Genomic DNA, 26046 nt, shown 5'->3' with positions numbered 1-26046 from the left:
GTGGCGCGCAGGATCTCCGCAAGAAGCCACGGCGATCCGCGCCACGCCGACACGAGGGCCAAGGTGGTCAAGGACGATTACCGGCCCTCGCGCGACGAGATCCTGCGCTACATCGCCGAAAATCCGGACCGCTCCGGCAAGCGCGAGATCGCCAAGGCCTTCGCCCTGCGCGGCGGGGATCGTGTCTGGCTGAAAGAGATGTTGCGCGATCTGCAGGATGAGGGTCTGCTGACCAAGGAGCGCAAGCGCCTCAGCCGCGCAGGCGCCGTGCCACACGTTGCCGTGCTCGATATTTTCGGCCGCGACGACGACGGCGTGCTCTTGGCCAATCCTAGCGAATATACCGGCGCCGGTTCTCCGCCCGTCATTGCCATCCGCATTTCGCGCGGAGCCAGCGGCCCCGTGCCGGGCATCGGCGACCGTGTGCTCGCAAAAACCTTCCCGACCGACGATCCGTCAGGCCCTGCCTATACCGGGCGGGTGATGAAGATCTTCGAGAAGCGCAGCGACGCGGTGCTCGGCGTCTTCCGCGTGCTGAAGGACGGAACTTTCCGCATCGAGCCGGTCGAACGGCGCCAGCCGGAGCTGATCGTCGACAAGGAATTCCAGAACGGCGCCAGGAACGGCGACCTCGTCGAGGTCGAGCCGGCGCGGGCATCCCGTTACGGACTGCCCCGGGCAAAGGTGCTGGCGGTGCTAGGATCGTTGAGCAGCGAAAAGGCGGTCTCGATGATCGCCATCCATGCCCACGACATTCCCCATATCTTTCCGGTGGACGTGATTGCCGAGGCCGAAGCGGTGAAACCGGCGACGCTCGATCACCGAGAGGATTGGCGCGACCTGCCGCTGGTGACCATCGATCCGGCCGACGCCAAGGATCATGACGACGCGGTCTTCGCCACGCCCGACACGGACGAGAAGAATCCCGGCGGCGTTGTGATCACCGTGGCGATCGCCGATGTCGCGGCCTATGTGAGCTATGGAACAGCGCTCGACCGCGAAGCTTTGAAGCGCGGCAATTCGGTCTATTTTCCGGACCGCGTCGTGCCGATGCTTCCTGAACGCATCTCCAACGATCTCTGCTCGCTGCGCGAGGGCGAAGACAGGCCGGCAATCGCCGTGCGCATGACCTTCTCCTCGGAAGGCCGCAAACTCAGGCATTCCTTCCACCGCGTCATGATGAAGTCGGCCGCCAAGCTCGCCTACCCGCAGGCGCAGGCCGCGATCGACGGCGCGCCCGACGACAAGACACGGCCGATCCTCGACAGCGCTTTGAAGCCGTTATGGGACGCCTACGCCGTGCTCAGGCGCGGCCGCCAGTCCCGCCAGCCGCTTGAGCTCGACCTGCCCGAGCCCAAGATCCTGCTGAAGCCTGACGGGACGGTCGACCGCGTCGTCGTGCCGGAGCGCCTCGACGCGCATAAGCTCATCGAGGAATTCATGATCCAGGCTAATGTCGCGGCCGCCGAGACATTGGAGGGCAAGAAAGAGCCGCTCGTCTACCGCATCCATGACGCGCCGTCGCTCGCCAAGCAGGAATCGCTGCGCGAGTTCCTGGCAACGCTCAGCCTGTCCTTGGCGCGCGGCGCGCAGATGCGGCCGAGCCAGTTCAACGGCATTCTGGAGCGGGTGCGCGGCGCCGACAACGAGGCGCTGGTCAACGAAGTGGTTCTGCGCTCGCAGAGCCAGGCGGAGTACTCGCCGAAGAACATCGGCCATTTCGGCCTCAACCTCAGGCGCTACGCGCATTTCACCTCGCCGATCCGCCGCTACGCCGATCTGATCGTGCACCGCGGGCTGATCGCGGCGCTTGGCCTCGGGCCCGGCGGCCTGGCGCAGCAGGAGGCGGACCGGCTGGAAGAGGTCGCCGCGCTGATCTCGGCGACCGAGCGTCGAGCCATGGCGGCCGAGCGCGATACGGTCGACCGGCTGATTGCCGCCTATCTCGCCGAGCGCGTCAACGACACGTTCGACGCGCGCATCTCCGGCGTCACCAAGGCGGGACTCTTTGTCCAATTGCCGCAGTATGGCGCCGACGGCTTTATTCCGGTGTCAACTCTGGGCGGCGACTACTATATCTACGACGAAACCGCCCGATCGCTGTTCGGGGAACGCACCGGCAAGGGCTATCAGCTTGCCGATCGTGTCGAAGTTCGGCTGGTCGAGGTCGCGCCAATGGCCGGTGCGATGCGTTTCGAGATGCTGACCGACCCGAAGCCCCTGCCCGGCTCGAGGCGGTCGTTCCACAAGGCCAAGGGCCGCGCCCGCGCGTCGCAATCGCGTTCGGGACCGCGCGGCAGGAGACGATAATGCCAGGTAACTTCCAAGTGCAAGAACAGGTCTTCGGCGTCGAGCATCATTCGGGCCGCGTCGCGCGTCCCCTGTGGATGGCGATCAAGCGCGGGATACTCGGCCGCTGCCCGCATTGCGGCAAGGGAAAGCTGTTCCGCGCTTTCGTGAAGCCCGTGGACAAGTGCGAGGTCTGCGGCGAGGAGCTGCACCACCATCGCGCGGACGACCTGCCTGCCTATCTGGTCATCGTCATCGTCGGTCACATCGTCGTTGGCGGCTTCATGGCCGTCGAGGCCGCGTCGACGCTGTCGACTTGGCAGCACGCGCTGATCTGGGTTCCGCTGACCATTATTCTGGCCGTTGCACTGCTGCAGCCGGTCAAGGGAGCTGTCATCGGCCTGCAATGGGCGCTTTATATGCACGGCTTCGGCGACGAGAAGGACGAATTCGAGAGCCATTAATTAAGCCAGGCCGCACCGCGGTCGGCCCTGGTGCAAAGGCCGCGACGCGCAAGCCACTTTCGCATCAAGGAAGTTTCCGCTAGGTCGAGCGCATGGAAGGAATGACCAAGGCGGATGTCGACAAGCTCGATAAGGGCCTGGCCGTACGCAGCGGCCGAGCGTTGCGTCCGCGTGATGCGGCGACCCTCATTCTGCTCGATCGCCGCGGCAAGGACGTTCTGGTGCTGATGGGCCGGCGCCATGCCGGGCACGCCTTCATGCCCGGAAAATTCGTCTTCCCCGGCGGCCGCACCGATCCCGCCGACAGCCGCGTTCCCGTCGCTGCCCCTCTGGGTGGTGAGGAAGAAGGCAAGCTGGCCGCAGGCCCCGGCCGTGCCAGCGCGGCGCGGGCCCGCGCAATCGCCCTGTCGGCGATTCGCGAGACCTATGAGGAAGCCGGCCTGCTGATCGGCCGCAAGGGCACCTTCTCGACCGCAAAGCGCGACTGGCAGGGTTTCGCCGAACACGGCGTGATCCCCTCGCTGGACGCGCTCCGCTTCGTCGCCCGCGCCATCACTCCGCCCAATCGCGTACGCCGTTTCGATACGCGTTTTTTCAGCGCCTGGCGCCACGACGTTGCCGTGGAACTGCCCGGCGGTGGTCGGACCAACGAGCTGGAGGAACTCGTCTGGCTGCCGCTTGCCGATGCCCGCAAGGCCGACATCCCCGACATCACCGGCATGGTCCTGGAAGAACTGGAAAGTCGGCTTGCCGAAGATCCACTGCTGCGGCCGGGGGGCGCCGTGCCGTTCTTCCGGCTCGTCCGCAACCGCTTCGTCCGCGAAGTCCTTTAGAAGCAGAGCATTTTGATCTCATGACGGTCGATACCCAACAACAGGGCGACGAACGCGTACACTGGCTGCCGATGGTCGCGGCGATCTCTTCGATCAGCGTCGTCGGCATCGCCATCGGCTTGGGCATGCCGCTGCTCAGCGTCATTTTGGAAAGCCGCGGCCATTCCGCTTCGATGATCGGTCTCAACACCGCCGTCGCCGGTCTCGCCTCGATTGCCGGCGCGCCGCTCGCTACGCCGCTTGCCATGCGGCTCGGCGTCGCCTGGACGATGCTTTTGATGATCGCCATCGGCGCGCTCGCCTTCGTCGGTTTCCATTTCGCGCCGGATTTCTGGATGTGGTTTCCGCTCCGCGTCGCCCTGCACATCTCCCTGACGGTGCTGTTCATCCTTTCGGAATTCTGGATCAGCACCTCGGCCCCGCCGAACCGGCGCGGCCTTGTGCTTGGCATCTACGCCACCGTTTTGTCACTCGGCTTTGCCGCCGGACCCTGGCTGTTCGCCCATCTCGGCAGTTCGGGCTTCCTGCCATTCGGCGTCACCATAGCGCTGGTGACGCTTGCCGCCATTCCGGTGCTTGCGGCCCGCAACGAGAGCCCGAGCATCGTCGCCGACAGCGAAACCAGCCACTTCCTGCGCTACATCTGGCTGGTGCCGACCGCGACCTTCGCCGTGCTTGTTTTCGGCGCCGTCGAGACCGGCGGTTTCTCGCTCTTCCCCGTCTATGGCAGCCGTATCGGTTATTCGGAAGCCGACGCCGCGCTGCTTCTGACAATGATCGGGCTCGGCAATGTGCTTCTGCAGATCCCGATCGGCATGATCAGCGACCGCGTTTCCGACCGCCGCTACCTGCTGCTGGCCTGCGCCACGGTCGGGCTCATCGGCACGGTCTTCATGCCGTTCTTTGCACAGAACTGGCATCTGATGGCGGCCCTCCTGTTCGTCTGGGGCGGCGTCGTCGCCGCCATGTACACGATCGGCCTTGCCCATCTCGGCTCGCAGCTGTCCGGCCATGAACTGGCATCCGCCAATGCTGCCTTCGTGCTTTGTTATGGCGTCGGCATGGTGCTGGGTCCGCAGGCGATCGGCATCGGCATGGACGCCTTCGGCCCATCCGGCTTCGGCTGGTCGCTGGCCTTCTTCTTCGCCGCCTACATGGCTTTGATCTTGGTCAGGCTGGTGCGCAAGATTCTCTAGGCAATGCCGCTGAAGCGTCGGGCATCCTGACATCACCGTGTCAGCAGCACCCCTGCTATACCTGTCTCCAGCGCGAGGTAGGAGAATTGCGATGGTCGACAGCGGCTTTGAAACCAGATCCCTCAGGATGGAACTGCTTCTGCTCGTCACATTCCAGGCGCCGGTCGCCGATGTCGAGCGCATCATGGAGGCCGTGGTGGCGATCACGCCGCTGCGCATGGGCAAGTATGACGCCAACGCCTATCAGTCGGCGCAAGGCATCGAGCGCTACCGGCCGCTCGAAGGCGCCGCGGCCGGCGCTGAGACCGAACTGCGCCGGCGACCCGGCACCGTCGAAGTGTCGTTCGAGATCGTCGACGACCAGGCGCTCGCCGCTCGTGTCGTCGAGGCGATATTCCAAGCCCATTCCTATCAGGAGCCCGTCATCCGCATCCAGCCGCTGCTCGCCAGCCGTTCCAAGGGTCTTGACGATCGTGCCAATCCCAACCGCTGGTGGAACACCACGGGCGACTGGAAAAAGGCGGGGCAATTGGTCGAGCATAACGCTTGAGACGTGGACACGGACCATGCCGAAATGAGGCGAAGAAGGCGCTCGGGCTTGACTTTCCAGGCGCGTTCTTTATGTGTCGCGCCAAGTTTCCCGCGTCCGGGTGTTTTCCCCGTGCTTCAGCGGCCAAAACTCCACGAACATTAACGGACGAAAATCATGGCCAAAGCCGCAAACATCAAGATCAAGCTTCTGTCGACCGCCGACACCGGGTTCTTCTACGTCACCAGCAAGAACAGCCGTACCAAGACGGACAAGCTCTCGTTCCGCAAGTACGATCCGGTCGCCAAGAAGCACGTCGAGTTCAAGGAAACCAAGATCAAGTAATCTGGTTATCCGGAGAAATCGAAACGCCGCCCTCTGGGCGGCGTTTTTGTTTTAGGAACGACCGGACGACAAAGGAGCCGTGCCACGATCAAGCACGGGGGTTCCGATGTCGGTTTTGAGAAAAGGGGGCCGGTCGGCGGTTGGCAGCGGTACGAGGAGGCCACTATGTGCCAGCGCCGGCCGGCCGACCCCACGGACCCAGGAGATGCGGCGGACCTGAGCATCATGGGGTATTTTGGATCGAGCCGGCTACTCTACCCTCGCGCCGGCCTCGTCTTCTGTCTATTCGTCGCAGATTTGCGCAAGACCTCATAAAAATCAACCATTTCTTAACCACCGCTCACGAATCGCTTGGGTTAAGGTAAATTCGTAACCCTGTTGCAGCGCTGGAGAATCGTCGCCTTTATGCCGAGCATGTCTCCCGAAAGTGGAAACCGGTTTCAGGATAAAGACAGGCGCGTGCGGGGTCTGAAAGATCGCGACGCGTTTTAGGCAGCCTTGGCGACCACCCTGTTGCGGCCGCCGCTTTTGGCCTCATAGAGCGCCAGGTCGGCGCGCTTCATCAGCGCGGCGACGCTGTCGGTCCCTTTCAGGAGCGACGACACGCCGACACTGACCGTGACCTCGATCGCCTTGCCGTCGGCACCGATGGCAAAAGCTGCCTGTGCGATCTCGGCGCGAATGCGTTCGGCCACCTTCTCGGCGACCGCGCCGTCAGTGTCCGGCATAACCACGACGAACTCCTCGCCGCCGAAGCGGCAGGCGAGATCGATGCCGCGCACATTCTTGCGCAGCCGCCGGGCGAACTCGCGCAGAACGTCGTCACCGCCGTCATGGCCATGGGTATCGTTGATCGACTTGAAGCGATCGAGATCGGTGATCATCACCGACAAGGGCCGCCGCCGCGCCACGGCGCGATCGAATAGTGTCTGCAGATGGCTGTCGAGGTAGCGGCGGTTGTGCAGCCCGGTGAGCCCGTCGATGACCGCCATCTCGATCGTCTGGGCGACGCTGGCGCGCAACTGATCGTTGTAGCGCTTGCGCCGCACCTGTGTGCGCAGGCGCGCCGTCAGCTCATGCTGGTCGATCGGCCGGATCAGATAGTCATTGATGCCAAGTTCCAGACCACGCAGGATGCGGCCCTCCTCGCCCTCGTCTGCGAGCAGCATGATCGGCAGGAAGCGGGTGCGGTCGAGCGAACGCAGCTGCGAGCAGAGTCTCAGCGCATCGAAGTCGGAGAAGGCAGTCGAGATCAGCACGCATTCATACGCCGTCTCGGCCGCCTGGAAGAACCCCGCATTCGGGTCGGTCGCGACATCGAGCTCGGCGGTGTTGCGCAGCATCTTCTGGATGCGTTCGACGGAAGTTTTGCGCTCGTCGATGAGCAGCACCCGCGGCTTTGCGTCTTCAGTCGCGAAATCGCGGCTCAGAAGTTCCTCGATGCCGATATTGCGCGTGGTCGAGGCGCGCAGCCTGAGCTCGTCGGTCAGCGACTTCAGCCTGACCAGGCTCTTGACGCGTGTCATCAACTGCAGGTCGTTGACGGGCTTGGTCAGGAAATCGTCAGCACCCGCCTCGAGGCCGCGTACCCGGTCCGACACATGGTCGAGCGCGGTGATCATCACGACAGGGATATGCGAGGTCGCCGGATCGCTCTTCAGACGCTTGCAGACCTCGAACCCGTCCATGTCCGGCATCATCACGTCGAGCAGCACGACGTCGACCTTGCCGTTCTCGCAGGTCTCGATCGCATCCGGGCCGTTATTGGCCGTCAGCACCTCGAAATACTCGGCAAGCAGCCGAACCTCCAGCAGCCGCACATTGGCGGGGATATCGTCGACGACGAGGATCCGCGCGGTCATCTCAAAACTCCGGTTCTGCTGGTCTCGGGCATCAGGCGTCGCCCAGATAGGATTTGATCGTCTCGATGAAGCGCGGCACCGAGATCGGCTTGGAAATATAGGCCTCGCAGCCGCCCTGGCGGATGCGCTCCTCATCGCCCTTCATGGCGAAGGCGGTGACGGCGATAACGGGGATCGAATGCAATTCGTCGTCTTCCTTCAGCCATTTGGTCACTTCCAGGCCGGACACTTCCGGCAGCTGGATGTCCATCAGGATGAGGTCCGGCCGGTGCTGGCGCGCGAGATCGAGCGCCTCCAGGCCATTGCGCGTGCGAACCGTGTCGTAACCGCTGGCTTCGATGAGGTCCCGAAAGAGCTTCATGTTGAGCTCATTGTCCTCGACGATCATCACCTTCTTAGCCATCAGTTTCCCGTCCCGACCGCCCTCGAAGCCGAAGGCCGTCGCAATGCGTCCCCTTCGGACCGCACCCAACCCATTTCCACTCTAGCCCAATATGATTGACGAAACGGAAACCGGAGGTTGGAAAGCTGCACCAATTCCACCTTCGGACGTTGCATGGGAAAGAGCAGAGGCTTGCCGCAAGCGACGCTTGCCGTTACTGCGGAAGGAGACTCGAAAAAATCCACCATTGCAAAGGTAACGATGGCGAACGCAGCGTCAATGCGCGAGGAAGCGGAAACCATTGCCGTCAAGGCCCTGGCCTTCGTCGCCGCCGACCCGGAGCTTCTGCCCCGCTTTCTGGCGATCACGGGCATCGAGGCGAACTCGATCCGCAGGGCCGCCGCTGAGCCGGGCTTCCTTGCCGGCGTCCTGCAATTCATCTTGGCCCATGAGCCGACGCTTCTGCGCTTCGCCGAGGAGACCGGTACGCCGCCGGCCGCCGTCGGCAAGGCATTGCGCGCCCTTCCGCTCGGCAACGACGATCACGAGCGTTCGACATGAGCGACGATCCTGAGACGGCGCGGCAGATCGAAGAGCTCGCCGCCGACGATCGGCCGCTGCTGGTGCTCGACGTCGATGACGTCGTGCTCGAATTCGTCCGGCCCTTCCCGCATTTCCTGAAAACGCGCGGCTTCGGGCTGACGCTGGCATCCTTCCGCCTCACCGGCAACATCGCCGAAACGGCAACCGGGCGTCTGATCGAACAGCCGGAAGTGACGGCGCTTTTGGGCGAATTCTTCGACGCCCAGGCGGATTGGCAAAGCATCACCGACGGCGCTGCGGATGCGCTGGCAATGCTTGGACAAGGCGCCGAGATCGTCATGCTGACCGCCATGCCGCACAAGCATCGCGCCGTGCGCCGCGCGCATCTCGATGCACTGGGGCTCGACTATCCGCTGCTGACGACTGAGATGGCCAAGGGTCCGGCAATCGCGAAGCTGCGCGGCGTCGAGGACCGGCCCGTAGCCTTCGTCGACGACCAGCCCTCCAACCTGATCTCGGCGCGCAATTCCGTCGCGGATGCCCACCTCTTCCATTTGATGGCGGACAATTCACTGCGCGCCTTCCTGCCGCCGACGCCGGAAGACATTATCTCGGTCGACGACTGGCGCGATGCGACGCCAAAGATCGCGGCCGCGCTCGGGCTTTAACCCAAGCGCTCAGGGCTTCAGCTTCGCTCCGGCCCCACCATTGTCGCCGCCGTCCGAATCGTCTCCGCCGGTGGAATCATCCGTTCCGTCCACGCCATCATCGCCTGAGTTGTCATCCTGACCGGCGCTGTCGTCCTGGGCGGCGTCCGGTCCCTTCAGCATCGCGCCATTGACTGTGACGGATCCATCGGCCTTGGTGTTGATCGTCCACTCCAGCCGGCCGTCCGGCAGCGTCTTGCCAAACCCTTTGACGGCTAGGGCAAAGGGGAACGCCTGCGCCATCTGCTCATCGCTTTTGGCGGCTTCCTTCAAGGCATCGACGATCTTGTCATAGCCGGCGACATCGACGGTCACGCTCGCATCGGGTTTCTCGCCGGGAAAGGTCATCTCGCCTTCCAGCGCAACTTCGATGTCGCCGTTCTTCACCGTGCTGTGCCCGATCACGACCTTCGGATTCTTGGCCTTGAAATCGGCGACCAAAGCTTTGCCGAATTCGTCCGACAGCGGCGGATTCTTATTGAGATCAAAGCCTTCGATCGCCTTTTTCGCCATCGTATCGAGATCGATATTGGCGCCGCCGAAATGCAGGTCGATGTCGGTGGGCAGCAATGGGGCGGTCCATTCCGGCAGGGTCTGATGCGGGATCGTCAGACCGGCAGCCTTGATCGCGTAATCGACCTTGCCGTTCTGGGAGATGCCGTCCATGCCGAATGCGGTGCTGAATTGCGTGGCGCCGAACTTGCCGACAGGGCTGTCGACCTCGAAATTCTTGAAGCCGTAATTGCCATCGACCCTTTCCCAAATGGGCAGCGCGGCCAGCATGAGCGATTTGAGCTCGGCCTGGTTGGCCTTGAGCTTGGCTTCGTCCTCATTGGCCACGGCAAAGGCAAGCAGGTCGAGCAGCGGCTTCGTCCGCACGCCCTTGCCGTTTGCGTCCACCGAAAGTTCCGGCGTTTTCAAGGTGAGCGGAAAATTCATCCCGCTGTCGGGATCGTTCACCTTGATCATCTCGACGAAGTCCGAGACTTTCTGCGTGGCCGTGAAGTCGACGCCGCCATTGGCGGATTTGGTCGCGGTAACGGTGGCGGTGCCGGTCCCAATCGAGACATCTGCCTGCTGCTTGGCTTGCCGCGACGTCATGGTCATTCCGGCCAATGAGCTGGTCGCGCTGGTGAAGGCGGCGAGGGCCGGATCGTAGATGCTGGTCAGCTTGCCGTCCTTGATCGTGAACTCCATGCTCTGACGGCCTTCCGGTCCTTCGAACTCGAAGGATGCGCCTTGCGAGAAATTCGACGAGACGTCCCAGGATCCGTCGCTGCGCGGCTTCACCATCAGCGCGTATGGCGCCATGTCGAATTTCAGGAGCTTCTGTTCCGGCAACGCATTGACGAGCGCCTTGACGTCAAGCGCAATCTTATAGGCGTCGCCCTCGACCGAAACCTTGAGCACGCCCTTGTCGAACGCCTGCTTGCCGAAATAGCGCGCCAGATTGTCGGAAAGATCTTTGGCGCCTTGATTGTCGACGGTCTGGGCAAAAGCCGGCGCGCTGAGCGCGAGGGCAAAGGCAAATGGCAAAATACGCTTCACGTCAGTTCTCCGTGATTTCGGAAGACGAAATATTCATGCTTCTGGTAGGCAAGAAGCGTAACAGCCGCAAGACGCCGACTGTAGGTCAAAAGCTCATTCGGCTAAAGCGCCAGGCGCATCAGCGCCCAAAGCACAAGGCGCATCAGTACCTAAAGCACAAGGCGCATCAGCGGCCGGCCGGGCTTGCGCTCCACCAGCCTCTCGAAGCCGGCCTTCTCGAACACCCGCGACGAGCCTACGAAAAGCCCGATCGAGCGCGAATCGCGCGACAGGTCGATCGGGCAGGCTTCCAGCAGCCTGGCTTTATTCTCGCGGGCGAAAGCGATGCCGCCCTCGACAAGGCGATGCGTGATGCCCCGCCCCCTCGCCCTGGCGCGGATGAAGAAGCAGGAGATCGCCCAGACGGCCGGGTCGCCGGCATCGGCGGGATCGACCGGCGCCGAGCCCCTGCCCTGATTGTTCCACTCGGGGATGTCGGCGCGCGGGCCGACCTGCATCCAGCCGACGGCCTTGCCGTCCTCGAGCGCCAAGAGTCCCGGCGGCGGGCCCGTTTCGATTCGCGCCTTGATGAGATCCTTGTTGCGCTCCTTGTCGCTGGCGCGGCGCTCCGCCGGCGACAACCGGAAATGCGTGCACCAGCAGCCGTAGCAGGCGCCCTGCTTGCCGAACAGGTCCTCGAAATCGGGCCAGCGCTCAGGAGTCAGCGGTGCGATGGTCGTGCTCATGCGTTCTCCCCAGGCCCAGCTTGTTGCCAGCCTTGCGCTGTCGTACCATTGCATTTGTTCTCTTTATGTTCGCAGCGATGGCGGCTCCTGTCAACAATCCCGAACACGGTTTTTGCCGTGACTGCCTGGCGCTCCAGCGCGGCGAGACGCGTCGCTGCGATCGCTGCGGCAGCCCGCGCCTTGTCCGTCACGCCGAGCTCTACCGGCTGCGGATCGCCCATATCGATTGCGACGCCTTCTACGCGGCGGTCGAGAAGCGTGACAATCCCGCGCTGAAGGAGAGGCCTGTCATCATCGGCGGCGGCCGGCGCGGCGTCGTTTCCACCGCCTGCTATATCGCCCGCATCCAAGGCGTCCGCTCGGCCATGCCGATGTTCAAGGCGCTCGAACTGTGCCCCGAAGCGGTGGTGATCCCGCCCGACATGGAAAAATATGTCGGTGTCGGCCGCCAGGTGCGCGCGTTGATGCTGGCGCTGACGCCGCAGGTCGAGCCGCTGTCGATCGACGAGGCCTTTCTCGACCTCGCCGGCACCGAGCGGCTGCACGGCATGCCGCCGGCGCTGGTGCTGGGCCGCTTCGCGCAGACGGTGGAAAAGGAGCTCGGCATCACCGTTTCGGCCGGCCTCTCCTACTGCAAGTTCCTGGCGAAAATTGCCTCGGACTTCCGCAAGCCGCGCGGCTTTTCCGTGATCGGCGAAGCCGAGGCGCCAAGCTTCCTCGCCGCGCAGCCGGTGACGATGATCTGGGGCGTCGGCAAGGCGCTGGCCGCGACGCTAGAGCGCGACGGCATCCGCATGATCGCGCAATTGCAGCGCATGGAGCGCGGCGACCTGATGCGCCGCTATGGCGTGATGGGCGACCGGCTCTATCGGCTGTCGCGCGGCGAGGACGACCGCGCGGTCAATCCCGACGGTGATGCCAAGAGCGTGTCGGCCGAGACCACCTTCGACACCGACATCGCCGCTCTGGCGGAGCTGGTGCCGGTGCTGCGCGGCCTGTCGGAAAAAGTCTCGGCGCGGCTGAAGAAATCAGGCATCGCCGGGCGCACCGTGGTGCTGAAGCTGAAGACGCAGGATTTCAAGACCAGGACCCGCAACCGCCAGCTTGGTGATCCGACACGCCTGGCCGACCGCATCTTCCAGACTGGGCTAGACCTTTTGCGCCGCGAGGCCGACGGCACCAAATTCCGCCTGCTCGGCATCGGCGTCAGCGACCTCTCCGACGACGACAAGGCCGATCCGCCCGATCTGGTCGACCTGCAGTCGCGCAAGCGCGCGCTTGCCGAAGGCGCGATGGACACGTTGCGCGACAAGTTCGGCAGGAAAGCCGTCGAGACCGGCTATACATTCGGCAAGGGCCGCGCCGCCAATCCGCCCGAGCCGCTGGAAGAGTGACGTTGAGAGCAATTCCAGGAAAAGTGTGGGCGGTTTTCCGTCCGGAATTGCGTCAAAGCAAAGGTCAGCTGCGCTTGAGATCGATCCGGCTCGTCACCACCATCTTGCCTGTCGCCGGATCCATGTCGGTCACCGTCATGCGCATATTGTCCGGCCCGACCTTCTCGACCGTCAGTTCCGCGTCGCGGTCCCCATTGACGATTTTCGCCCAGTGGATGTCGAGATTGATCGCGTCGCCCTTGCGGCTTCCGCTCAGCCCCGCGGGCCCGCTGCGCGAGCCGATATAGGTGCCGGTGTAGCTCGCCCCGCTGACCTTCAGGTCGGCGCGTATTTCTCGCGACATGATCAGCAGTGCGCGGCAGGTGCCGTCAAGCGACAGCGAGCTCGCCGTCGCGTCCGAGGTGAAGGTGCAGTTGATGTTCATCACCGGGGTGTTGGTTCTGATCCTGACGGTGCCCTTGCCGGAAAACTTTCCCTGCAGCGAGCGCAGAAATGCCGCCTCGTCGGCATGCGCGCCCGTCGAACAGAAAAGGCAAGCGGCGGCCAGCAAGGCGGCAGTCGATTTCATTAAGGCGTTCCCCTCTCGCGATCACTAGAACAATTACAGGAAAAGTATGACACCGTTTCGGCCGGCATCTTCCGAAGGACGACGGAAGAGTGGACTTAACGGACGCTGCGACGGCAAAATTACCGTCGCTATGACGGTTTTTTGACATCCCGATTGGCTGGCCCAGTGGAATGACACCACTAACGGTTGCGGCCCAAGTCCAGGCTTGCGACATAGGCGCCCAAATGGCGCCCGCTCCCTCGATCCCAAAAGCCGCATTCTGGATGGCTCTGTCAATCGCCTCGATGCTGGCGATGTCGGTTGCCGGCCGCGAGACGACGGTTGAACTCAACGTCTTCCAGGTGCTGGAACTGCGCTCGGTGATCGGTTTCTTCATCCTTTTGCCGCTGGTGGTGATGAACGGCGGTTTCGCCGCAATGCGCACCAGGCGCCCTTTCGCGCACATTGCCCGCAATGTCATCCACTACACCGGCCAGGCCGCCTGGCTCTACGCGCTGACGCTCATTCCGCTCGCCGTGCTGATCTCGATCGAGTTCACCACGCCGATCTGGACGGCGATCCTGGCGGTCAGCTTTCTTGGGGAAAGACTGTCCCGGTCGAAGCTCACGGCGATCGTGCTTGGCCTGATCGGCGTGGTCGTCATCGTGCGCCCCAGCGCCGTCTCGATGGATCCGGGCCACCTCGTCGTCCTGGGCGCCGCGGTCTGCTTCGGCATCTCGATGGTGCTGGTCAAGTCGATGACCAAAACCGAAAGCGTGGTGCGCATCATCTTCTGGATGCTGATCGTCCAGTCGGCGGTTGGCTTGATCCCGGCTCTCTATAGCTGGCACAACCCTTCGCCAGGGCTCTGGCCGTGGATCTTCGTAATCGCCTTCACCGGCATGTCGTCGCATTTCTGCCTGGCCCGCGCGCTGGTCCATGCCGATGCCACCATCATCTCGCCGATGGATTTCCTGCGCGTGCCATTGACGGCGCTGGTCGGCTGGCTGCTCTATCATGAGCAGATCGACGTCTTCACCGCTGGCGGCGCGGCTCTGATCCTCGCCGGCAATTTGCTCAACCTGCAGAAGAAGACGCCGCGGGTGGCCGAAGCGGAAGCGGCAACGCCCTGAGCTAGACCAACTCCACGTCCACCACGCCCTGCACCGCGCGCATGGCGGAGGCGATTTGCGGCGAGACGCGATAATTACCCAGGCCGATCTCAATCTCGCCCTGCGCCTCTCCCTTGAGAACGATGATGCTGACTTGACTGTCGCCACGCTGTTTGAGCTGCGATTGAATAATCGATGATGGTCCATCGTCCCTGACAAAGATGCGTAGCGCCTTCTGGATACGGCTGGCTTCATCGTCCAGTGATTGCACCGAGTTAATGCGCAGGTTTACGCCCTCAGGCCTGTCTTCGGCTGCAACCATAATCACCACCGAACTGCCGGGCTCCAGCATGTCGCGATACTGCGCCAGGCCTTCGGAAAACAGCACAGCTTCATACTGTCCCGTCGTGTCGGAAAACTGCACGACGCCCATCTTGTTGCCGGTACGGGTCTTGCGCTCCTGCTTGGAGGTGACCGTGCCGGCGAGGCGCCCGGCCGTGGCGCCGCGTTTGACCGCAGCCGAGAATTCCGCCCAGTTCTGCACCCGCATCTTTTGCAGCGCGGACCTGTACTCGTCGAGCGGATGCGCCGACAGATAGAAGCCGACGATCTGGAATTCACGGTGCAGCTTGTCGGCGGCCAGCCACGGATCGGTCGCCGGCAGGTTGAGCGCCTGCGATTGGCTCCCAAGCGAAGCGCCGAAAATGTCGGCCTGGCCGGAGATGGCGTTCTGCTGCGCCAGCGAGGCAAGGCCCATCATCCGCTCGACGCCGGCCATCATCTGGGCGCGGTCGTGGCCGAAGCAGTCGAGCGCGCCTGCCATGATCAGGCTTTCGAAGACGCGCTTGCCAACGATCTTCGGATCGACGCGCTCGCAGAAATCGGCAAGGTTCTTGAACGGCTTCTCGCCGCGCTTCTCGACGATGTGCTCGACCGCCGCGTCGCCGACGCCCTTCAGCGCCGCCAGCGAATAGAAGATCTTGTTCTCGCCGACTTCGAAGGGACGGAAGCTGGTCATCACCGACGGCGCCACCACCTCAATGCCGAGCCGCATGGCATCCTGGCGGAAATCGGCCAGCTTGTCGGTATTGCTCATGTCGAGCGTCATCGATGCCGCCAGGAATTCGACCGGGTAATGCGCCTTGAGATACGCGGTCTGGTAGGAAACGACCGCGTAAGCCGCCGCATGCGATTTGTTGAAGCCATAGTCGGCGAACTTGGCCAGGAGGTCGAAGATGAAGTCGGCCTGTGGCTTTGAGACGCCGCGCTCGACCGCGCCGGAGACGAAGCGCTCGCGCTGCTTGTCCATCTCGGCGCGGATCTTTTTGCCCATGGCGCGGCGCAGAAGGTCGGCTTCGCCGAGCGAATAGCCGGACAGCTCCTGCGCGATCTGCATCACCTGTTCCTGGTAGACGATGACGCCTTGCGTCTCCTTCACCAGATGGTCGATCTTGGGATGGATCGAGGCCATCTCCTCCTCGCCATGCTTTCTGGCGTTGTAGGTGGGGATGTTCTCCATCGGACCGGGACGGTAGAGCGCCACCAGCGCGATGATGTCCTCGATGCAGTCCGGCCGCATGCCGATCAGCGCCTTGCGCATGCCCGCACTTTCAACCTGGAACACGCCGACCACCTCGCCGCGCGACAGCATGGCGTAGGTGTCCTTGTCGTCGAGCGGTATCGTCGCGAGATCGATGTCGACGCCGCGCCGGCGGATCAGCTTCACCGCCGTTTCCAGCACGGTCAGCGTCTTCAGGCCGAGGAAGTCGAATTTCACCAGCCCCGCCTGCTCGACATATTTCATGTTGAACTGGGTGACCGGCATGTCCGAGCGCGGATCGCGATACATCGGCACCAGTTCGGACAGGGGCCGGTCGCCGATGACGATACCGGCGGCGTGCGTCGAGGCATGGCGGTAGAGACCTTCGAGCTTCTGCGCCGTGTCGAGCAGCGTCTGCACGATCGGCTCCTTCTCCGCCTCCTCGGCGAAACGTGGCTCGTTGGCGATGGCGTCCGCGAGCTTGACCGGGTTGGCCGGGTTCTGCGGCACCATCTTGGAGAGCTTGTCGACCTGGCCGTAAGGCATCTGCAGCACGCGGCCGACATCGCGCAGCACCGCGCGTGCCTGCAGCGTACCGAAGGTGATGATCTGGCCGACCTGGTCGCGCCCGTATTTCTGCTGGACGTAGCGGATGACCTCCTCGCGCCGGTCCTGGCAGAAGTCGATGTCGAAGTCCGGCATCGAGACGCGGTCCGGGTTGAGGAAGCGCTCGAACAGCAGCGAGAAGCGCAGCGGATCGATGTCGGTGATGGTGGTCGAATAGGCGACCAGCGAGCCGGCGCCCGAACCGCGCCCCGGCCCGACCGGAATGCCTTGCGACTTGGCCCATTTGATGAAGTCGGCGACGATTAGGAAGTATCCCGGAAACTTCATCTTCTCGATGATGCCGAGCTCGAATTCGAGCCGTTCGCGATACTGCTCGACCGTATAGCCGGGCGTAGGCCCGTGTTTGGCGAGTCGCGCCTCCAGCCCTTCGCGCGCCTGTCTGGCAAGCTCTGCCGCCTCGGCCTTCTCCGCCGCATCCTTGTCGGCGGCGTCGGCGCCGGTGAAACGGGGCAGGATCGGGCTGCGGTTCTTCGGGTAATAGGAGCAGCGCATGGCGATCTCGACCGTGTTGTCGATCGCTTCCGGCAAGTCGGAGAAGAGCCGCGCCATTTCGGCCTGGCCGCGCAGGAAATTGTCCGGTGAAAGCCGCCGGCGATTGTCCGCGGCGACCACCGAGCCTTCGGCAATCGCAATCAGCGCGTCATGCGCCTCGTAGTCATCGCGCTTGGAGAAGAACGCCTCGTTGGTGGCGACCAGCGGCAGGTCGTGCGTGTAGGCCAGGTCGACCGTCGATTTTTCGACCATGCGGTCGTAGCCGGCGACCCGCTCCAGCTCGACATAAAGCCTGTCGCCGAACAGGCCCTTGAGGAACAGCAGCCGCTGTTCGGCAAGGTCGCGCCGGTCCGCTTTGAGCGCGCTGCCGATCGGACCGCGCGGCCCGCCGGTCAGACAGATCAGCCCGTCGCACCAACCTTCCAGCGTGGCGCTGGTCAGGTGCACCGGCTCGCCGGGCGACGTTTCCAGATAGACCTTGCTGATCAGCCGCACGAGATTGGCATAGCCAGCCTCGCTGGCGGCAATCAGCACGACCGGCGACATCTCCGGCCCATGCCGGCGACGGTCGCGCTGGCCGTCGCTCGCCTCGCCGGAAAAGGCGAGATCGATCTGGCAGCCGATGATCGGCTGGATGCCGTCCTTGACCGCCTTCTGGGCGAATTCGAGCGCGCCGAACAGGTTGTTGGTGTCGGTGACCGCGATCGCCGGCGCCTCGTCCTTGACCGCATGGCCGACGATCGCGCCAAGCTGCAGCGCGCCTTCGAGCAGCGAATAGGCCGAATGCACGCGCAGATGGATAAAGGTGCGCGCCGGCGCTTCCGGCCGCGCGGCCTTCACGGCTGCTTCGCGCTGCAACGGGTCGCGTGGAAGTCGTTCATCCGCCATGTTTTTTCGCGCTGTCCCAAAGACTCAAATCTATGCAGATGTATTGTCCCGGACGGGGCCATGCCAGTCCAGCACAAATGACCGGCAAGGCACAGGCTTGCGACCGGTACCGCCTCTTCTCAGGCGAACTCCATGATCACGGCATCGACCGCGAGGCTGTCCCCCGGTTTGGCGTTGAGCTTTGCCACGGTGAGATCGCGTTCGGCGCGCAGCACGTTTTCCATCTTCATCGCCTCGACCACGGCCAGCGTCTCGCCGGCTTTGACCTCTTGGCCTTCGGCGACCGCGATCGAGACGACGAGACCTGGCATCGGGCAGAGCAGCATCTTCGAGGTGTCCGGCGGCAGCTTCTCCGGCATCAGCCTTTCAAGCTCGGCGGTGCGCGGCAGCATGGCTCGGGCCGTCACCGACATGCCTTTCCAGGCAATCCGCAGCCCGTTCAGCGCGGGGCGGATCTGGGCTGCGATGCCGTTGCCGCCGACCGTGCCCTGCCAGATCGCGTCGCCCGGCCGCCAGTCGGAGGCGACCGTCAACAGCTTGCCGCCGTCGATCGACAGATCGACCTCCATCGGGATGGACACCATGCCGTCGACGATCTCGACCGGCAGATAGTCAGCGCCGATCTTTACCACCCAGTCGCGCTTGAGATGGCCGGAATGCGGCGCCAGCCGGCCGCTGAGGCGGTCAAGCCGGTCGCGGCGCAGCAATTCGATCGCCGTTGCGACCGCGGCGAATACCGCCCTCTCCTCGCCATCCGGCGCGACCGGCGAAAAACCGTCCGGATATTCCTCGGCGATGAAGCCTGTCGACAGCCGCCCCTCGCGCCAGCGCGGATGCTGCATCAGCGCCGAAAGGAACGGGATGTTGTGCTCGATGCCGTCGACGACGAATCTGTCGAGCGCCTCCGACATGGCGTCGATGGCTTCCAGCCTTGTCGGCGCCCAGGTGCAGAGCTTGGCCACCATCGGGTCATAGAACATCGAGATCTCGGACCCTTCAGTGACGCCGGTGTCGTTGCGGATGATGGTGCCGCCGAACGTACCCTCCTCGGGCGGCCGATAGCGCGTCAGCCGACCGATCGACGGCAGGAAATTGCGGAAGGGATCCTCGGCGTAAAGGCGGCTTTCCACCGCCCAGCCGTTCAGCTTCACATCGCTCTGCTTGATGCCGAGCTTTTCGCCGGCGGCGACGCGGATCATCTGCTCGACCAGGTCGATGCCGGTGACCAGTTCGGTCACCGGGTGCTCGACCTGCAATCGCGTATTCATTTCAAGGAAATAGAAGTTCTTGTCCTTGTCGACGATGAACTCGACAGTGCCGGCGCTCTGGTAATCGACGGCCTTCGCCAGCGCCACCGCCTGCTCGCCCATTGCCTTTCTGGTCTTGGCGTCGAGGAACGGCGACGGCGCCTCCTCGACCACCTTCTGGTTGCGGCGCTGGATCGAGCATTCGCGCTCGCCAAGGTAAAGGGCGGTGCCATGCGCGTCGGCCAGCACCTGGATCTCGATGTGGCGCGGATCCACGACGAACTTCTCGATGAAGACGCGGTCGTCGCCGAAGGAGCTTTTCGCTTCCGAACGCGCTCGCTCGAAACCGTCGCGCACCTCCGCCTTGCTCCAGGCGATGCGCATGCCCTTGCCGCCGCCGCCGGCGGAGGCCTTGATCATGACCGGATAGCCGATCTCGCCGGCGATCCTTTCGGCATGGTCGGCGTCTTCGATGACGCCCAGCCACCCGGGCACGGTCGAGACCTTGGCCTGGCTGGCAAACTTCTTCGATTCGATCTTGTCGCCCATCGCCTTGATGGCCTTGGGCTTCGGCCCGATGAAGACGATGCCTTCCTTCTCCAGCGCCTCGCAGAAAGAGGCGCGTTCCGAGAGGAAGCCATAGCCCGGATGCACGGCTTCGGCGCCGGTTTCCTTGCAGGCGGCGATGATCTTCTCAGGGACCAGATAGCTCTGTGCCGCCGGCGAAGGCCCGATATGCACCGCTTCGTCGGCCATTTCGACATGCATGGCATCGCGATCGGCATCCGAATAGACCGCAACGGTGGCAATGCCCATATTGCGCGCCGTCTTGATCACGCGGCAGGCGATCTCGCCGCGATTGGCGATCAGGATCTTCTTGAACATTTGGATGTCGTTCCTCCGGCGAAGCGGTCCAGTTCTATGGACAATTCCGGTGCGCCTCAAGAGCCCACGGCCGGCTCCCACGGCTGGCACCGATTGCAGGAACCTCGCCGAAAAACGTCGCAAGAGACGTTGGCCGCCAGCGCGGAACTCGCTAATGTTATCCCAACACCAAAGGGGCGGCAGGCTGGCATTCGCTACCGACAGCTTGCCGTTAGCTGAAACTTACAGATCGCTTGGGAGGAGTGCCTCATGAAAACGCGTGCCGCCGTAGCCGTTGCCGCCGGAAAGCCGCTGGAGATCATGGAGGTGGACCTCGAGGGCCCGCGCGAAGGCGAGGTGCTGGTCGAGGTCAAGGCGACCGGCATCTGCCACACCGACGAGTTCACGCTGTCGGGCGCCGATCCGGAAGGGCTGTTCCCGGCGATCCTCGGCCATGAGGGCGCGGGCATCGTGGTGGATGTCGGCAAGGGCGTGACCTCGGTCAGGAAGGGCGACCATGTCATCCCGCTCTATACGCCCGAATGCCGGCAGTGCCCGTCTTGTCTGTCGCGCAAGACCAACCTGTGCACCGCCATCCGCGCCACGCAGGGACAGGGCTTGATGCCGGACGGCACCTCGCGCTTCTCGATGGGCAAGGACAAGCTCTTTCATTACATGGGCTGCTCGACCTTCTCCAACTTCACCGTGCTGCCGGAGATCGCGGTGGCCAAGGTCAATCCCGACGCTCCCTTCGACAAGATCTGCTACATCGGCTGCGGCGTGACGACCGGCATCGGCGCCGTCATCAACACCGCCAAGGTCGAGCAGGGCGCCACCGCAGTGGTCTTCGGCCTAGGCGGCATCGGCTTGAACGTCATCCAGGGTCTTCGCCTGGCCGGCGCCGACATGATCATCGGCGTCGATGTCAACAACGACAAGAAGGCCTGGGGCGAGAAATTCGGCATGACCCATTTCGTCAATCCGAAGGAGATCGACGGCGACATCGTGCCTTATCTCGTCAACATGACCAAGCGGGGCGCCGACCAGATCGGCGGCGCCGACTACACCTTCGACTGCACCGGCAACACCAAGGTGATGCGCCAGGCACTCGAAGCCTCGCATCGCGGCTGGGGCAAGTCGGTCATCATCGGCGTTGCCGGCGCCGGCCAGGAGATTTCGACGCGTCCCTTCCAGCTGGTCACCGGCCGCACCTGGATGGGCACCGCTTTTGGCGGAGCGCGCGGCCGCACCGATGTGCCGAGGATCGTCGACTGGTACATGGAGAAAAAGATCCAGATCGATCCGATGATCACCCACACGCTGAAGCTCGACGACATCAACAAGGGCTTCGACCTCATGCATGAGGGCAAGTCGATCCGCAGCGTCGTGGTTTACTAGTGAAAGAAGTTCGAATTCGCTTCGTCGACCACGAGAAGTCGACGATCGATCGGATACGGAACTTCGGCGAGGATTTGTAGCGCAGTTTTCGGAAGAACAAGCACATCGAAATCGACCTGGAGGAGATCGATCGCGCGAAAGACGAAATCGCCTATCTCGTGCATAGCAGGTTCTTGAGGAGGAGCTTGAGCGAGGTGCACCGACTGCTGAAGGTGCATTTCATGGAAAGTGAGGTGGTCATCGACACAGGGTCGGCATGACCAAAAAACATTGGGAGGAAACAGGAATGGCCGAAAAACTGCATCATTCGATCGACAACGGCTTGCCGAGGGAGAGCGCATCCTTCTCCGGCGGCACGCTGGTCTGCCTGTGCACCAGCAATCCGGTGAAGGTGAAGGTCAAGGGCCAGATCGCCCACAATCATGCCTGCGGCTGTACCAAGTGCTGGAAGCCGGAAGGCGCCATCTTCTCGGTCGTGGCCGTTGCCGGCACCGGCGATGTCACCGTCACCGAGAACGGCGACAAGCTCAAGGTGGTCGATCCCTCGGCGCTGATCCAGCGCCATGCCTGCACAAGCTGCGGCGTCCACATGTACGGCCCGGTCGAGCGCGACCATCCCTTCAAGGGCCTGTCCTTCATCCATCCCGAGCGCTTCGAGGAGGATGGCTGGTCGCCGCCGGGCTTCGCCGCTTTCGTATCGTCGATTATCGAATCCGGCGTCGATCCGAGCCGCATGGATGGCATCCGCGGCCAGCTGAGGTCGATCGGGCTGGAGCCCTATGACTGCCTCAGCCCAGGCCTGATGGACTATATCGCCACCTGGACGGCGAAGAAGTCGGGCGCCTTGGCCGCCTGACAAATCTCGCGATTTCTGCCATGGGGCTGGCTGACACGCCGGCCCCATATTTGTTTGGAAGTGACGATGCCCGAGCCCATCATCTATGTCGACGCCGATGCCTGCCCGGTGAAAGCCGAGGTCGAGAAGGTGGCGGAGCGCCATGGCGTCATCGTGACCTATGTCTCCAATGGCGGGCTGCGCCCGTCGCGCGACCCGATGGTTCGCAACGTCGTCGTCTCGAAAGGCGCGGACGCCGCGGACGACTGGATCGTCGAGAACGCAAGACACAACGATATTGTAGTGACCGCCGACATCCCCCTTGCCGCGCGCACGGTAGCGCTCGGCGCGCATGTGCTGGGACCCACCGGCCGCCCCTTCACGCCGGAGACCATCGGCATGGCGGTGGCCATGCGCGACCTCAAGCAGCATCTGCGCGAGACCGGCGAGAGCCGCGGCTTCAACGCCTCCTTCACGCAGAAGGACAGGTCGCAGTTCCTCGGCGAGCTCGACCGCATCTTGCGGCGCGCGCTTAAATCCGTCACACCGGACTGATCCAAAATCTTCAAGGGCCTCGGGCCATGGGTGACGATCTCAAGACGCCGATGCATCGGCACATGCAGTTCGCCCTCGCCGCGGCCATCGGCATCGTCGCGCTGCTGCTTGCCTTGTTGCTGCGCTGGCCTCTGCCCTACTCCATCGGCGCCAACGTGTTCTTTGTGAGCTATATCGCCCTGGTGCTGGCCCTGATGCCGAGCCTTACCGGACGCTATCTCAGCAAGAACGCACGCTCGACCGATCTGCCCGTGTTGCTGATCTTCGCCGTCACGCTCTTTGTCGTTGCCGCGGCCATCATCTCGCTCTTCCTGCTCATCAACCGGAAGGATGCCGCGCATCCGCTGCAGCTTACCTTCGCGATGCTCTCGATCCCGCTCGGCTGGTTCACCATCCACTCGATGGCGTCGCTCCACTATGCGCATGTCTATTGGAAGGATGGCGACGAGATCGATGCGAATACCCAGAAGAAAATGCCGATTGGCGGCCTCGATTTTCCGGGCGGCAAAAGGCCGGATGGCTGGGACTTTCTCTATTTCGCAACGGTGGTCGGCATGACGGCGCAGACGGCGGACACGGCCATCACCACCTCGCAAATGCGCCTGGTCGTCCTTGTCCATTCGATCCTGACCTTTTTCTTCAACACGGTGATCGTCGCGGCGGCAGTCAATCTCGCGGTCAGCCTGGGCTCTCCGTAATAAATCCGTGATCGCATGAAACATTGCCTTGTGCGGCGACGTATTGAGGGGGAGACAATGACCTGAGAAGCCGCCTCCCGATGGCGGCCGGAGGCAAGATGGACACTGTTGCCAACAACCATTCCGCCGCCGAGGCCGACGGCAAGGACACGACCCTCATCTATCGGCAATCGCGCTGGACGCGGTTGACCCATTGGGTCTGGGCTTTCTCGCTGTTCTTCATGCTGCTTTCCGGCCTGCAGATTTTCAACGCGCGGCCGCAGCTCTATATCGGCAAGCAATCCGGCTTCGAGTTCAACAACACCATCCTCCAGATCGGCGCCGAAAATACCGCCAACGGCCCGCGCGGCTTCACCGAAATCTTCGGCCATCGCTTCGACACCACCGGCGTGCTCGGCTGGTCGGGTTCGCCGGGACAAGAGACGCCCCGCGCCTTCCCGTCCTGGGCGACGATCCCGTCCTATTACGATCTCGGCACGGCCCGCGTCGTGCACTTCTTCTTCGCCTGGATCCTGACCACGACGCTGCTCGTCTGGCTGATCGCCAGCCTGATCAACGGTCATATCCGCCGCGATCTCGCCCCTCGCGTGTCAGACCTGCGCAAGCTGCCGCGCGACATCGTCGATCACGCGAAGCTGAAGTTCCATCACACGAGGGAATACAACACGCTGCAGAAAATGGCCTATGGCGGCGTACTCTTCGTGCTTTTGCCGCTGATGATCATCACCGGCCTCGCAATGTCGCCGAGCATGAATTCGGTATTGCCCTGGCTCAACGAAATCCTCGGCGGCCGGCAGACGGCGCGCACCATCCACTTCACCGTCATGCTGCTGCTCGTCCTTTTCTTCATCGTACACATCCTGATGATCCTCGCCGCCGGCCCGATCAACGAGCTGCGCTCGATCATCACCGGCTGGTACCGCACCGACCCGCCTGCGAAGCACGCTGAGCCGACCGAGAGGAGCGTCTGACATGGCGAAATTTGAGATCAGCCGCCGCAAATTCCTGACCGCCAGCAGCCTCGGCCTGTCCGGCATCGCGCTGTCCGGTTGCGACGTATTCGACAGCGGCCTCGGCATCGGTGGCGGCCTGCGCAGCTTCCTCGAAAATGCCAACGGCCTGACCTGGCGCGCCCAGCGCCTGCTCGCCGGCCGGGACGCGCTGGCGCCGGAATTCACCGAAGCCGACATCCGCCAGCCGCAGCGGCCGAACGGCGTCACGGCGCCCGATGACGACACCTACAAAGGTCTGCTCGCCAACAATTTCGCCGACTGGCGGCTGGAGGTTACCGGCCTTGTCGAGAAACCGCTGTCGCTGACCCGCGAGCAGCTCCAGAACATGCCGAGCCGCACGCAGATCACCCGCCACGACTGCGTCGAAGGCTGGAGCTGCATCGCCAAATGGACCGGCACGCCGCTGTCTTTGGTGCTCGACCAGGCGGAGGTCAAGCCGCAGGCGCGCTACGTCATGTTCCACTGCCTCGACACGATAGAGCAAAGCCTGTCCGGCGACATTAAATATTACGGCACCATTGACCTGATCGACGCCCGCCATCCGCAGACGATTCTGGCCTATGGCCTCAACGGCAAGCCGTTGCCGGTCGAGAATGGCGCGCCGCTGCGTGTGCGGGTCGAGCGCCAGCTCGGCTACAAGATGCCGAAATACCTTTCCAAGATCGAGCTGGTCGACAGTTTCGCCAATGTCGGCGGCGGCCGCGGCGGCTACTGGGAGGACAATGGCTACGACTGGTATGGCGGGATTTGATGGGTCCTCGCCTGCAGGCCGAGCATGATCTTGCGCCGGCCGAGCTTAGTGCCATCGAGGAACGTCTCAACGACGACAACCGGCGTGTCACAGGGCGCAATGACGACCGCGCGCTCGTCTTTGCCCTGCGGGACGAAAAAGGCCGCGCCGTCGGGGCCGCCGCCGGTTATTCCTGGGCCGGCATTGCCGAGCTCACGCTGATGTGGGTCGACGAGGCCTATCGCGGCCTTGGCCACGGCAGGAAGCTGCTCGATGCCTTCGTCGCCGAGGCTGCCACGCGCGGCTCGCTGCGGATATGGGTTTCGACCCATGACTTCCAGGCCCCGGGTCTGTACGAAAAGGCCGGCTTCGAGCGCATGGCCGAACTGACCGGCTGGCCCGAAGGCCATTCCAACGTCATCCTTTGCAAGACATTTGCAGGAAACGCCAGGCCACTTTCTCAAGCAACGGTTTCAGCGCCGGATGGCTTTCCGGCGAAGCGTGCTTGATCAGCGTCAGCAGCACGCGCCCGCTGTCGCGCAGCTGCTGGCCGCCGCCAACACGCCCGGCCAGCCATTCGGCATCGCCGGCATCGATCGTCTCGGCGCGCTTTGAATGTCGCATGGAGGTGACAAGGTGTCGCCGACGGGCTATGGATGGCGCGTCGAGGGCTCAGGCGACTG

Annotated in this window: 24 protein-coding genes; 17 read left to right on the top strand and 7 right to left on the bottom strand. The window is 63.3% G+C overall.

The window, feature by feature from the left end:
- The 6 genes from rnr to rpmG all read left to right on the top strand — a co-directional run bounded on the left by rnr (window position 1) and on the right by rpmG (window position 5656).
- The gene (rnr, locus tag O7A05_RS15890) at window positions 1–2310 is read left to right on the top strand and encodes a ribonuclease R (RefSeq protein WP_337094006.1); all 2310 of its coding nucleotides are present in this window, start codon (window positions 1–3) and stop codon (window positions 2308–2310) included.
- Complete coding sequence (locus O7A05_RS15885) at window positions 2310–2753, top strand: DUF983 domain-containing protein (RefSeq protein WP_337094005.1); 444 nt, start codon at window positions 2310–2312, stop codon at window positions 2751–2753. Before rnr ends, O7A05_RS15885 begins: the two co-directional genes overlap by 1 nt.
- 92 nt (window positions 2754–2845) lie before the next feature.
- Window positions 2846–3586, top strand: a complete 741-nt coding sequence (locus O7A05_RS15880) for an NUDIX hydrolase (protein ID WP_337094004.1) — start codon at window positions 2846–2848, stop codon at window positions 3584–3586.
- Window positions 3587–3606: 20 nt separating this feature from the next.
- On the top strand, window positions 3607–4782 hold the full coding sequence (locus O7A05_RS15875; protein ID WP_095765107.1) for an MFS transporter: 1176 nt from the start codon (window positions 3607–3609) through the stop codon (window positions 4780–4782).
- Window positions 4783–4873: 91 nt separating this feature from the next.
- Window positions 4874–5332: a YqfO family protein gene (locus O7A05_RS15870; protein WP_337094003.1), complete on the top strand. Its 459-nt coding sequence runs from the start codon at window positions 4874–4876 to the stop codon at window positions 5330–5332.
- Between the two features lie 156 nt (window positions 5333–5488).
- Window positions 5489–5656: a 50S ribosomal protein L33 gene (rpmG, locus tag O7A05_RS15865; RefSeq protein ID WP_006201775.1), complete on the top strand. Its 168-nt coding sequence runs from the start codon at window positions 5489–5491 to the stop codon at window positions 5654–5656.
- A 488-nt stretch (window positions 5657–6144) separates the two neighbouring features.
- Here the strand turns inward: rpmG and O7A05_RS15860 are convergent, their stop codons facing one another.
- Together O7A05_RS15860 and O7A05_RS15855 are read right to left on the bottom strand one after the other, a co-directional pair.
- Window positions 6145–7518 carry a PleD family two-component system response regulator gene (locus O7A05_RS15860; protein WP_337094002.1) on the bottom strand — a complete coding sequence of 458 codons (1374 nt, stop codon included), beginning with the start codon at window positions 7516–7518 and terminating at the stop codon, window positions 6145–6147.
- A 31-nt stretch (window positions 7519–7549) separates the two neighbouring features.
- The gene (locus O7A05_RS15855; RefSeq protein ID WP_040995610.1) at window positions 7550–7921 is read right to left on the bottom strand and encodes a response regulator; all 372 of its coding nucleotides are present in this window, start codon (window positions 7919–7921) and stop codon (window positions 7550–7552) included.
- Between the two features lie 240 nt (window positions 7922–8161).
- Here O7A05_RS15855 and O7A05_RS15850 point away from each other — a divergent pair, with 240 nt between their 5' ends.
- Both O7A05_RS15850 and O7A05_RS15845 read left to right on the top strand, forming a co-directional pair.
- Window positions 8162–8461: a DUF3572 domain-containing protein gene (locus O7A05_RS15850; RefSeq protein WP_140542212.1), complete on the top strand. Its 300-nt coding sequence runs from the start codon at window positions 8162–8164 to the stop codon at window positions 8459–8461.
- Window positions 8458–9111 carry a hypothetical protein gene (locus O7A05_RS15845; RefSeq protein ID WP_337094001.1) on the top strand — a complete coding sequence of 218 codons (654 nt, stop codon included), beginning with the start codon at window positions 8458–8460 and terminating at the stop codon, window positions 9109–9111. The genes O7A05_RS15850 and O7A05_RS15845 overlap by 4 nt, the downstream gene beginning before the upstream one ends.
- 9 nt (window positions 9112–9120) lie before the next feature.
- Here O7A05_RS15845 and O7A05_RS15840 read toward each other — a convergent pair whose 3' ends face one another.
- Both O7A05_RS15840 and O7A05_RS15835 read right to left on the bottom strand, forming a co-directional pair.
- Window positions 9121–10698: a hypothetical protein gene (locus O7A05_RS15840; protein ID WP_337094000.1), complete on the bottom strand. Its 1578-nt coding sequence runs from the start codon at window positions 10696–10698 to the stop codon at window positions 9121–9123.
- Window positions 10699–10847: 149 nt separating this feature from the next.
- Complete coding sequence (locus tag O7A05_RS15835; RefSeq protein ID WP_224706698.1) at window positions 10848–11423, bottom strand: GNAT family N-acetyltransferase; 576 nt, start codon at window positions 11421–11423, stop codon at window positions 10848–10850.
- A gap of 65 nt (window positions 11424–11488) precedes the next feature.
- On the opposite strand from O7A05_RS15835, the gene O7A05_RS15830 reads away from it, so the two are divergent.
- On the top strand, window positions 11489–12817 hold the full coding sequence (locus O7A05_RS15830; protein ID WP_337093999.1) for a DNA polymerase IV: 1329 nt from the start codon (window positions 11489–11491) through the stop codon (window positions 12815–12817).
- A 64-nt stretch (window positions 12818–12881) separates the two neighbouring features.
- Here the strand turns inward: O7A05_RS15830 and O7A05_RS15825 are convergent, their stop codons facing one another.
- A complete protein-coding gene (locus O7A05_RS15825) occupies window positions 12882–13385 on the bottom strand; it encodes a hypothetical protein (protein ID WP_337093998.1) in 504 nt (167 codons plus the stop codon).
- A gap of 224 nt (window positions 13386–13609) precedes the next feature.
- Between O7A05_RS15825 and O7A05_RS15820 the strand changes: the two genes are divergently transcribed.
- Entirely contained in the window at window positions 13610–14497 is an 888-nt protein-coding gene (locus tag O7A05_RS15820) for a DMT family transporter (protein ID WP_337093997.1), read from the top strand.
- A 1-nt stretch (window position 14498) separates the two neighbouring features.
- On the opposite strand, the gene dnaE is transcribed toward O7A05_RS15820, so the two are convergent.
- Both dnaE and O7A05_RS15810 read right to left on the bottom strand, forming a co-directional pair.
- A complete protein-coding gene (gene dnaE / locus O7A05_RS15815) occupies window positions 14499–18023 on the bottom strand; it encodes a DNA polymerase III subunit alpha (protein WP_337093996.1) in 3525 nt (1174 codons plus the stop codon).
- 119 nt (window positions 18024–18142) lie between these two features.
- On the bottom strand, window positions 18143–20155 hold the full coding sequence (locus O7A05_RS15810) for an acetyl/propionyl/methylcrotonyl-CoA carboxylase subunit alpha (RefSeq protein WP_337093995.1): 2013 nt from the start codon (window positions 20153–20155) through the stop codon (window positions 18143–18145).
- Window positions 20156–20404: 249 nt separating this feature from the next.
- Here O7A05_RS15810 and O7A05_RS15805 point away from each other — a divergent pair, with 249 nt between their 5' ends.
- From O7A05_RS15805 to O7A05_RS15775, 7 genes are all read left to right on the top strand, one after another.
- Window positions 20405–21532 (top strand): S-(hydroxymethyl)glutathione dehydrogenase/class III alcohol dehydrogenase, encoded by a 1128-nt coding sequence (locus tag O7A05_RS15805; protein ID WP_337093994.1) that lies wholly within the window; start codon window positions 20405–20407, stop codon window positions 21530–21532.
- Between the two features lie 286 nt (window positions 21533–21818).
- Complete coding sequence (gfa, locus tag O7A05_RS15800) at window positions 21819–22388, top strand: S-(hydroxymethyl)glutathione synthase (protein ID WP_337093993.1); 570 nt, start codon at window positions 21819–21821, stop codon at window positions 22386–22388.
- A 66-nt stretch (window positions 22389–22454) separates the two neighbouring features.
- A complete protein-coding gene (locus tag O7A05_RS15795) occupies window positions 22455–22922 on the top strand; it encodes a YaiI/YqxD family protein (protein ID WP_337093992.1) in 468 nt (155 codons plus the stop codon).
- A gap of 26 nt (window positions 22923–22948) precedes the next feature.
- Window positions 22949–23620, top strand: a complete 672-nt coding sequence (locus O7A05_RS15790) for a DUF1345 domain-containing protein (RefSeq protein WP_337093991.1) — start codon at window positions 22949–22951, stop codon at window positions 23618–23620.
- A 98-nt stretch (window positions 23621–23718) separates the two neighbouring features.
- Window positions 23719–24591, top strand: coding sequence for a cytochrome b/b6 domain-containing protein (locus O7A05_RS15785; RefSeq protein ID WP_337093990.1), 873 nt, complete (start codon window positions 23719–23721; stop codon window positions 24589–24591).
- A 1-nt stretch (window position 24592) separates the two neighbouring features.
- Entirely contained in the window at window positions 24593–25384 is a 792-nt protein-coding gene (locus tag O7A05_RS15780; RefSeq protein WP_337093989.1) for a molybdopterin-binding protein, read from the top strand.
- Entirely contained in the window at window positions 25384–25872 is a 489-nt protein-coding gene (locus O7A05_RS15775; RefSeq protein ID WP_337093988.1) for a GNAT family N-acetyltransferase, read from the top strand. The genes O7A05_RS15780 and O7A05_RS15775 overlap by 1 nt, the downstream gene beginning before the upstream one ends.
- Window positions 25873–26046: the final 174 nt, after the last annotated feature.

Source organism: Mesorhizobium argentiipisi (SeqCode), assembly GCF_037179585.1.
GTDB classification, from domain to species: Bacteria; Pseudomonadota; Alphaproteobacteria; order Rhizobiales; family Rhizobiaceae; genus Mesorhizobium; species Mesorhizobium argentiipisi.
The sequence above is the reverse complement of the archived record's forward strand: the minus strand, read 5'-3'. Positions and strand labels throughout refer to the sequence as shown.

What these genes read in the sequence shown, in the direction of transcription:
- O7A05_RS15885 (WP_337094005.1), top strand. Translation starts at nt 2,310, where the DNA reads ATGCCAGGTAACTTCCAAGTGCAAGAACAGGTCTTCGGCGTCGAGCAT.
- O7A05_RS15880 (WP_337094004.1), top strand. Translation starts at nt 2,846, where the DNA reads ATGGAAGGAATGACCAAGGCGGATGTCGACAAGCTCGATAAGGGCCTG.
- O7A05_RS15875 (WP_095765107.1), top strand. Translation starts at nt 3,607, where the DNA reads ATGACGGTCGATACCCAACAACAGGGCGACGAACGCGTACACTGGCTG.
- O7A05_RS15870 (WP_337094003.1), top strand. Translation starts at nt 4,874, where the DNA reads ATGGTCGACAGCGGCTTTGAAACCAGATCCCTCAGGATGGAACTGCTT.
- rpmG (WP_006201775.1), top strand. Translation starts at nt 5,489, where the DNA reads ATGGCCAAAGCCGCAAACATCAAGATCAAGCTTCTGTCGACCGCCGAC.
- O7A05_RS15860 (WP_337094002.1), bottom strand. Translation starts at nt 7,518, where the DNA reads ATGACCGCGCGGATCCTCGTCGTCGACGATATCCCCGCCAATGTGCGG.
- O7A05_RS15855 (WP_040995610.1), bottom strand. Translation starts at nt 7,921, where the DNA reads ATGGCTAAGAAGGTGATGATCGTCGAGGACAATGAGCTCAACATGAAG.
- O7A05_RS15850 (WP_140542212.1), top strand. Translation starts at nt 8,162, where the DNA reads ATGGCGAACGCAGCGTCAATGCGCGAGGAAGCGGAAACCATTGCCGTC.
- O7A05_RS15845 (WP_337094001.1), top strand. Translation starts at nt 8,458, where the DNA reads ATGAGCGACGATCCTGAGACGGCGCGGCAGATCGAAGAGCTCGCCGCC.
- O7A05_RS15835 (WP_224706698.1), bottom strand. Translation starts at nt 11,423, where the DNA reads ATGAGCACGACCATCGCACCGCTGACTCCTGAGCGCTGGCCCGATTTC.
- O7A05_RS15830 (WP_337093999.1), top strand. Translation starts at nt 11,489, where the DNA reads ATGTTCGCAGCGATGGCGGCTCCTGTCAACAATCCCGAACACGGTTTT.
- O7A05_RS15825 (WP_337093998.1), bottom strand. Translation starts at nt 13,385, where the DNA reads ATGAAATCGACTGCCGCCTTGCTGGCCGCCGCTTGCCTTTTCTGTTCG.
- O7A05_RS15820 (WP_337093997.1), top strand. Translation starts at nt 13,610, where the DNA reads ATGGCGCCCGCTCCCTCGATCCCAAAAGCCGCATTCTGGATGGCTCTG.
- dnaE (WP_337093996.1), bottom strand. Translation starts at nt 18,023, where the DNA reads ATGGCGGATGAACGACTTCCACGCGACCCGTTGCAGCGCGAAGCAGCC.
- O7A05_RS15810 (WP_337093995.1), bottom strand. Translation starts at nt 20,155, where the DNA reads ATGTTCAAGAAGATCCTGATCGCCAATCGCGGCGAGATCGCCTGCCGC.
- O7A05_RS15805 (WP_337093994.1), top strand. Translation starts at nt 20,405, where the DNA reads ATGAAAACGCGTGCCGCCGTAGCCGTTGCCGCCGGAAAGCCGCTGGAG.
- gfa (WP_337093993.1), top strand. Translation starts at nt 21,819, where the DNA reads ATGGCCGAAAAACTGCATCATTCGATCGACAACGGCTTGCCGAGGGAG.
- O7A05_RS15795 (WP_337093992.1), top strand. Translation starts at nt 22,455, where the DNA reads ATGCCCGAGCCCATCATCTATGTCGACGCCGATGCCTGCCCGGTGAAA.
- O7A05_RS15790 (WP_337093991.1), top strand. Translation starts at nt 22,949, where the DNA reads ATGGGTGACGATCTCAAGACGCCGATGCATCGGCACATGCAGTTCGCC.
- O7A05_RS15785 (WP_337093990.1), top strand. Translation starts at nt 23,719, where the DNA reads ATGGACACTGTTGCCAACAACCATTCCGCCGCCGAGGCCGACGGCAAG.
- O7A05_RS15780 (WP_337093989.1), top strand. Translation starts at nt 24,593, where the DNA reads ATGGCGAAATTTGAGATCAGCCGCCGCAAATTCCTGACCGCCAGCAGC.
- O7A05_RS15775 (WP_337093988.1), top strand. Translation starts at nt 25,384, where the DNA reads ATGGGTCCTCGCCTGCAGGCCGAGCATGATCTTGCGCCGGCCGAGCTT.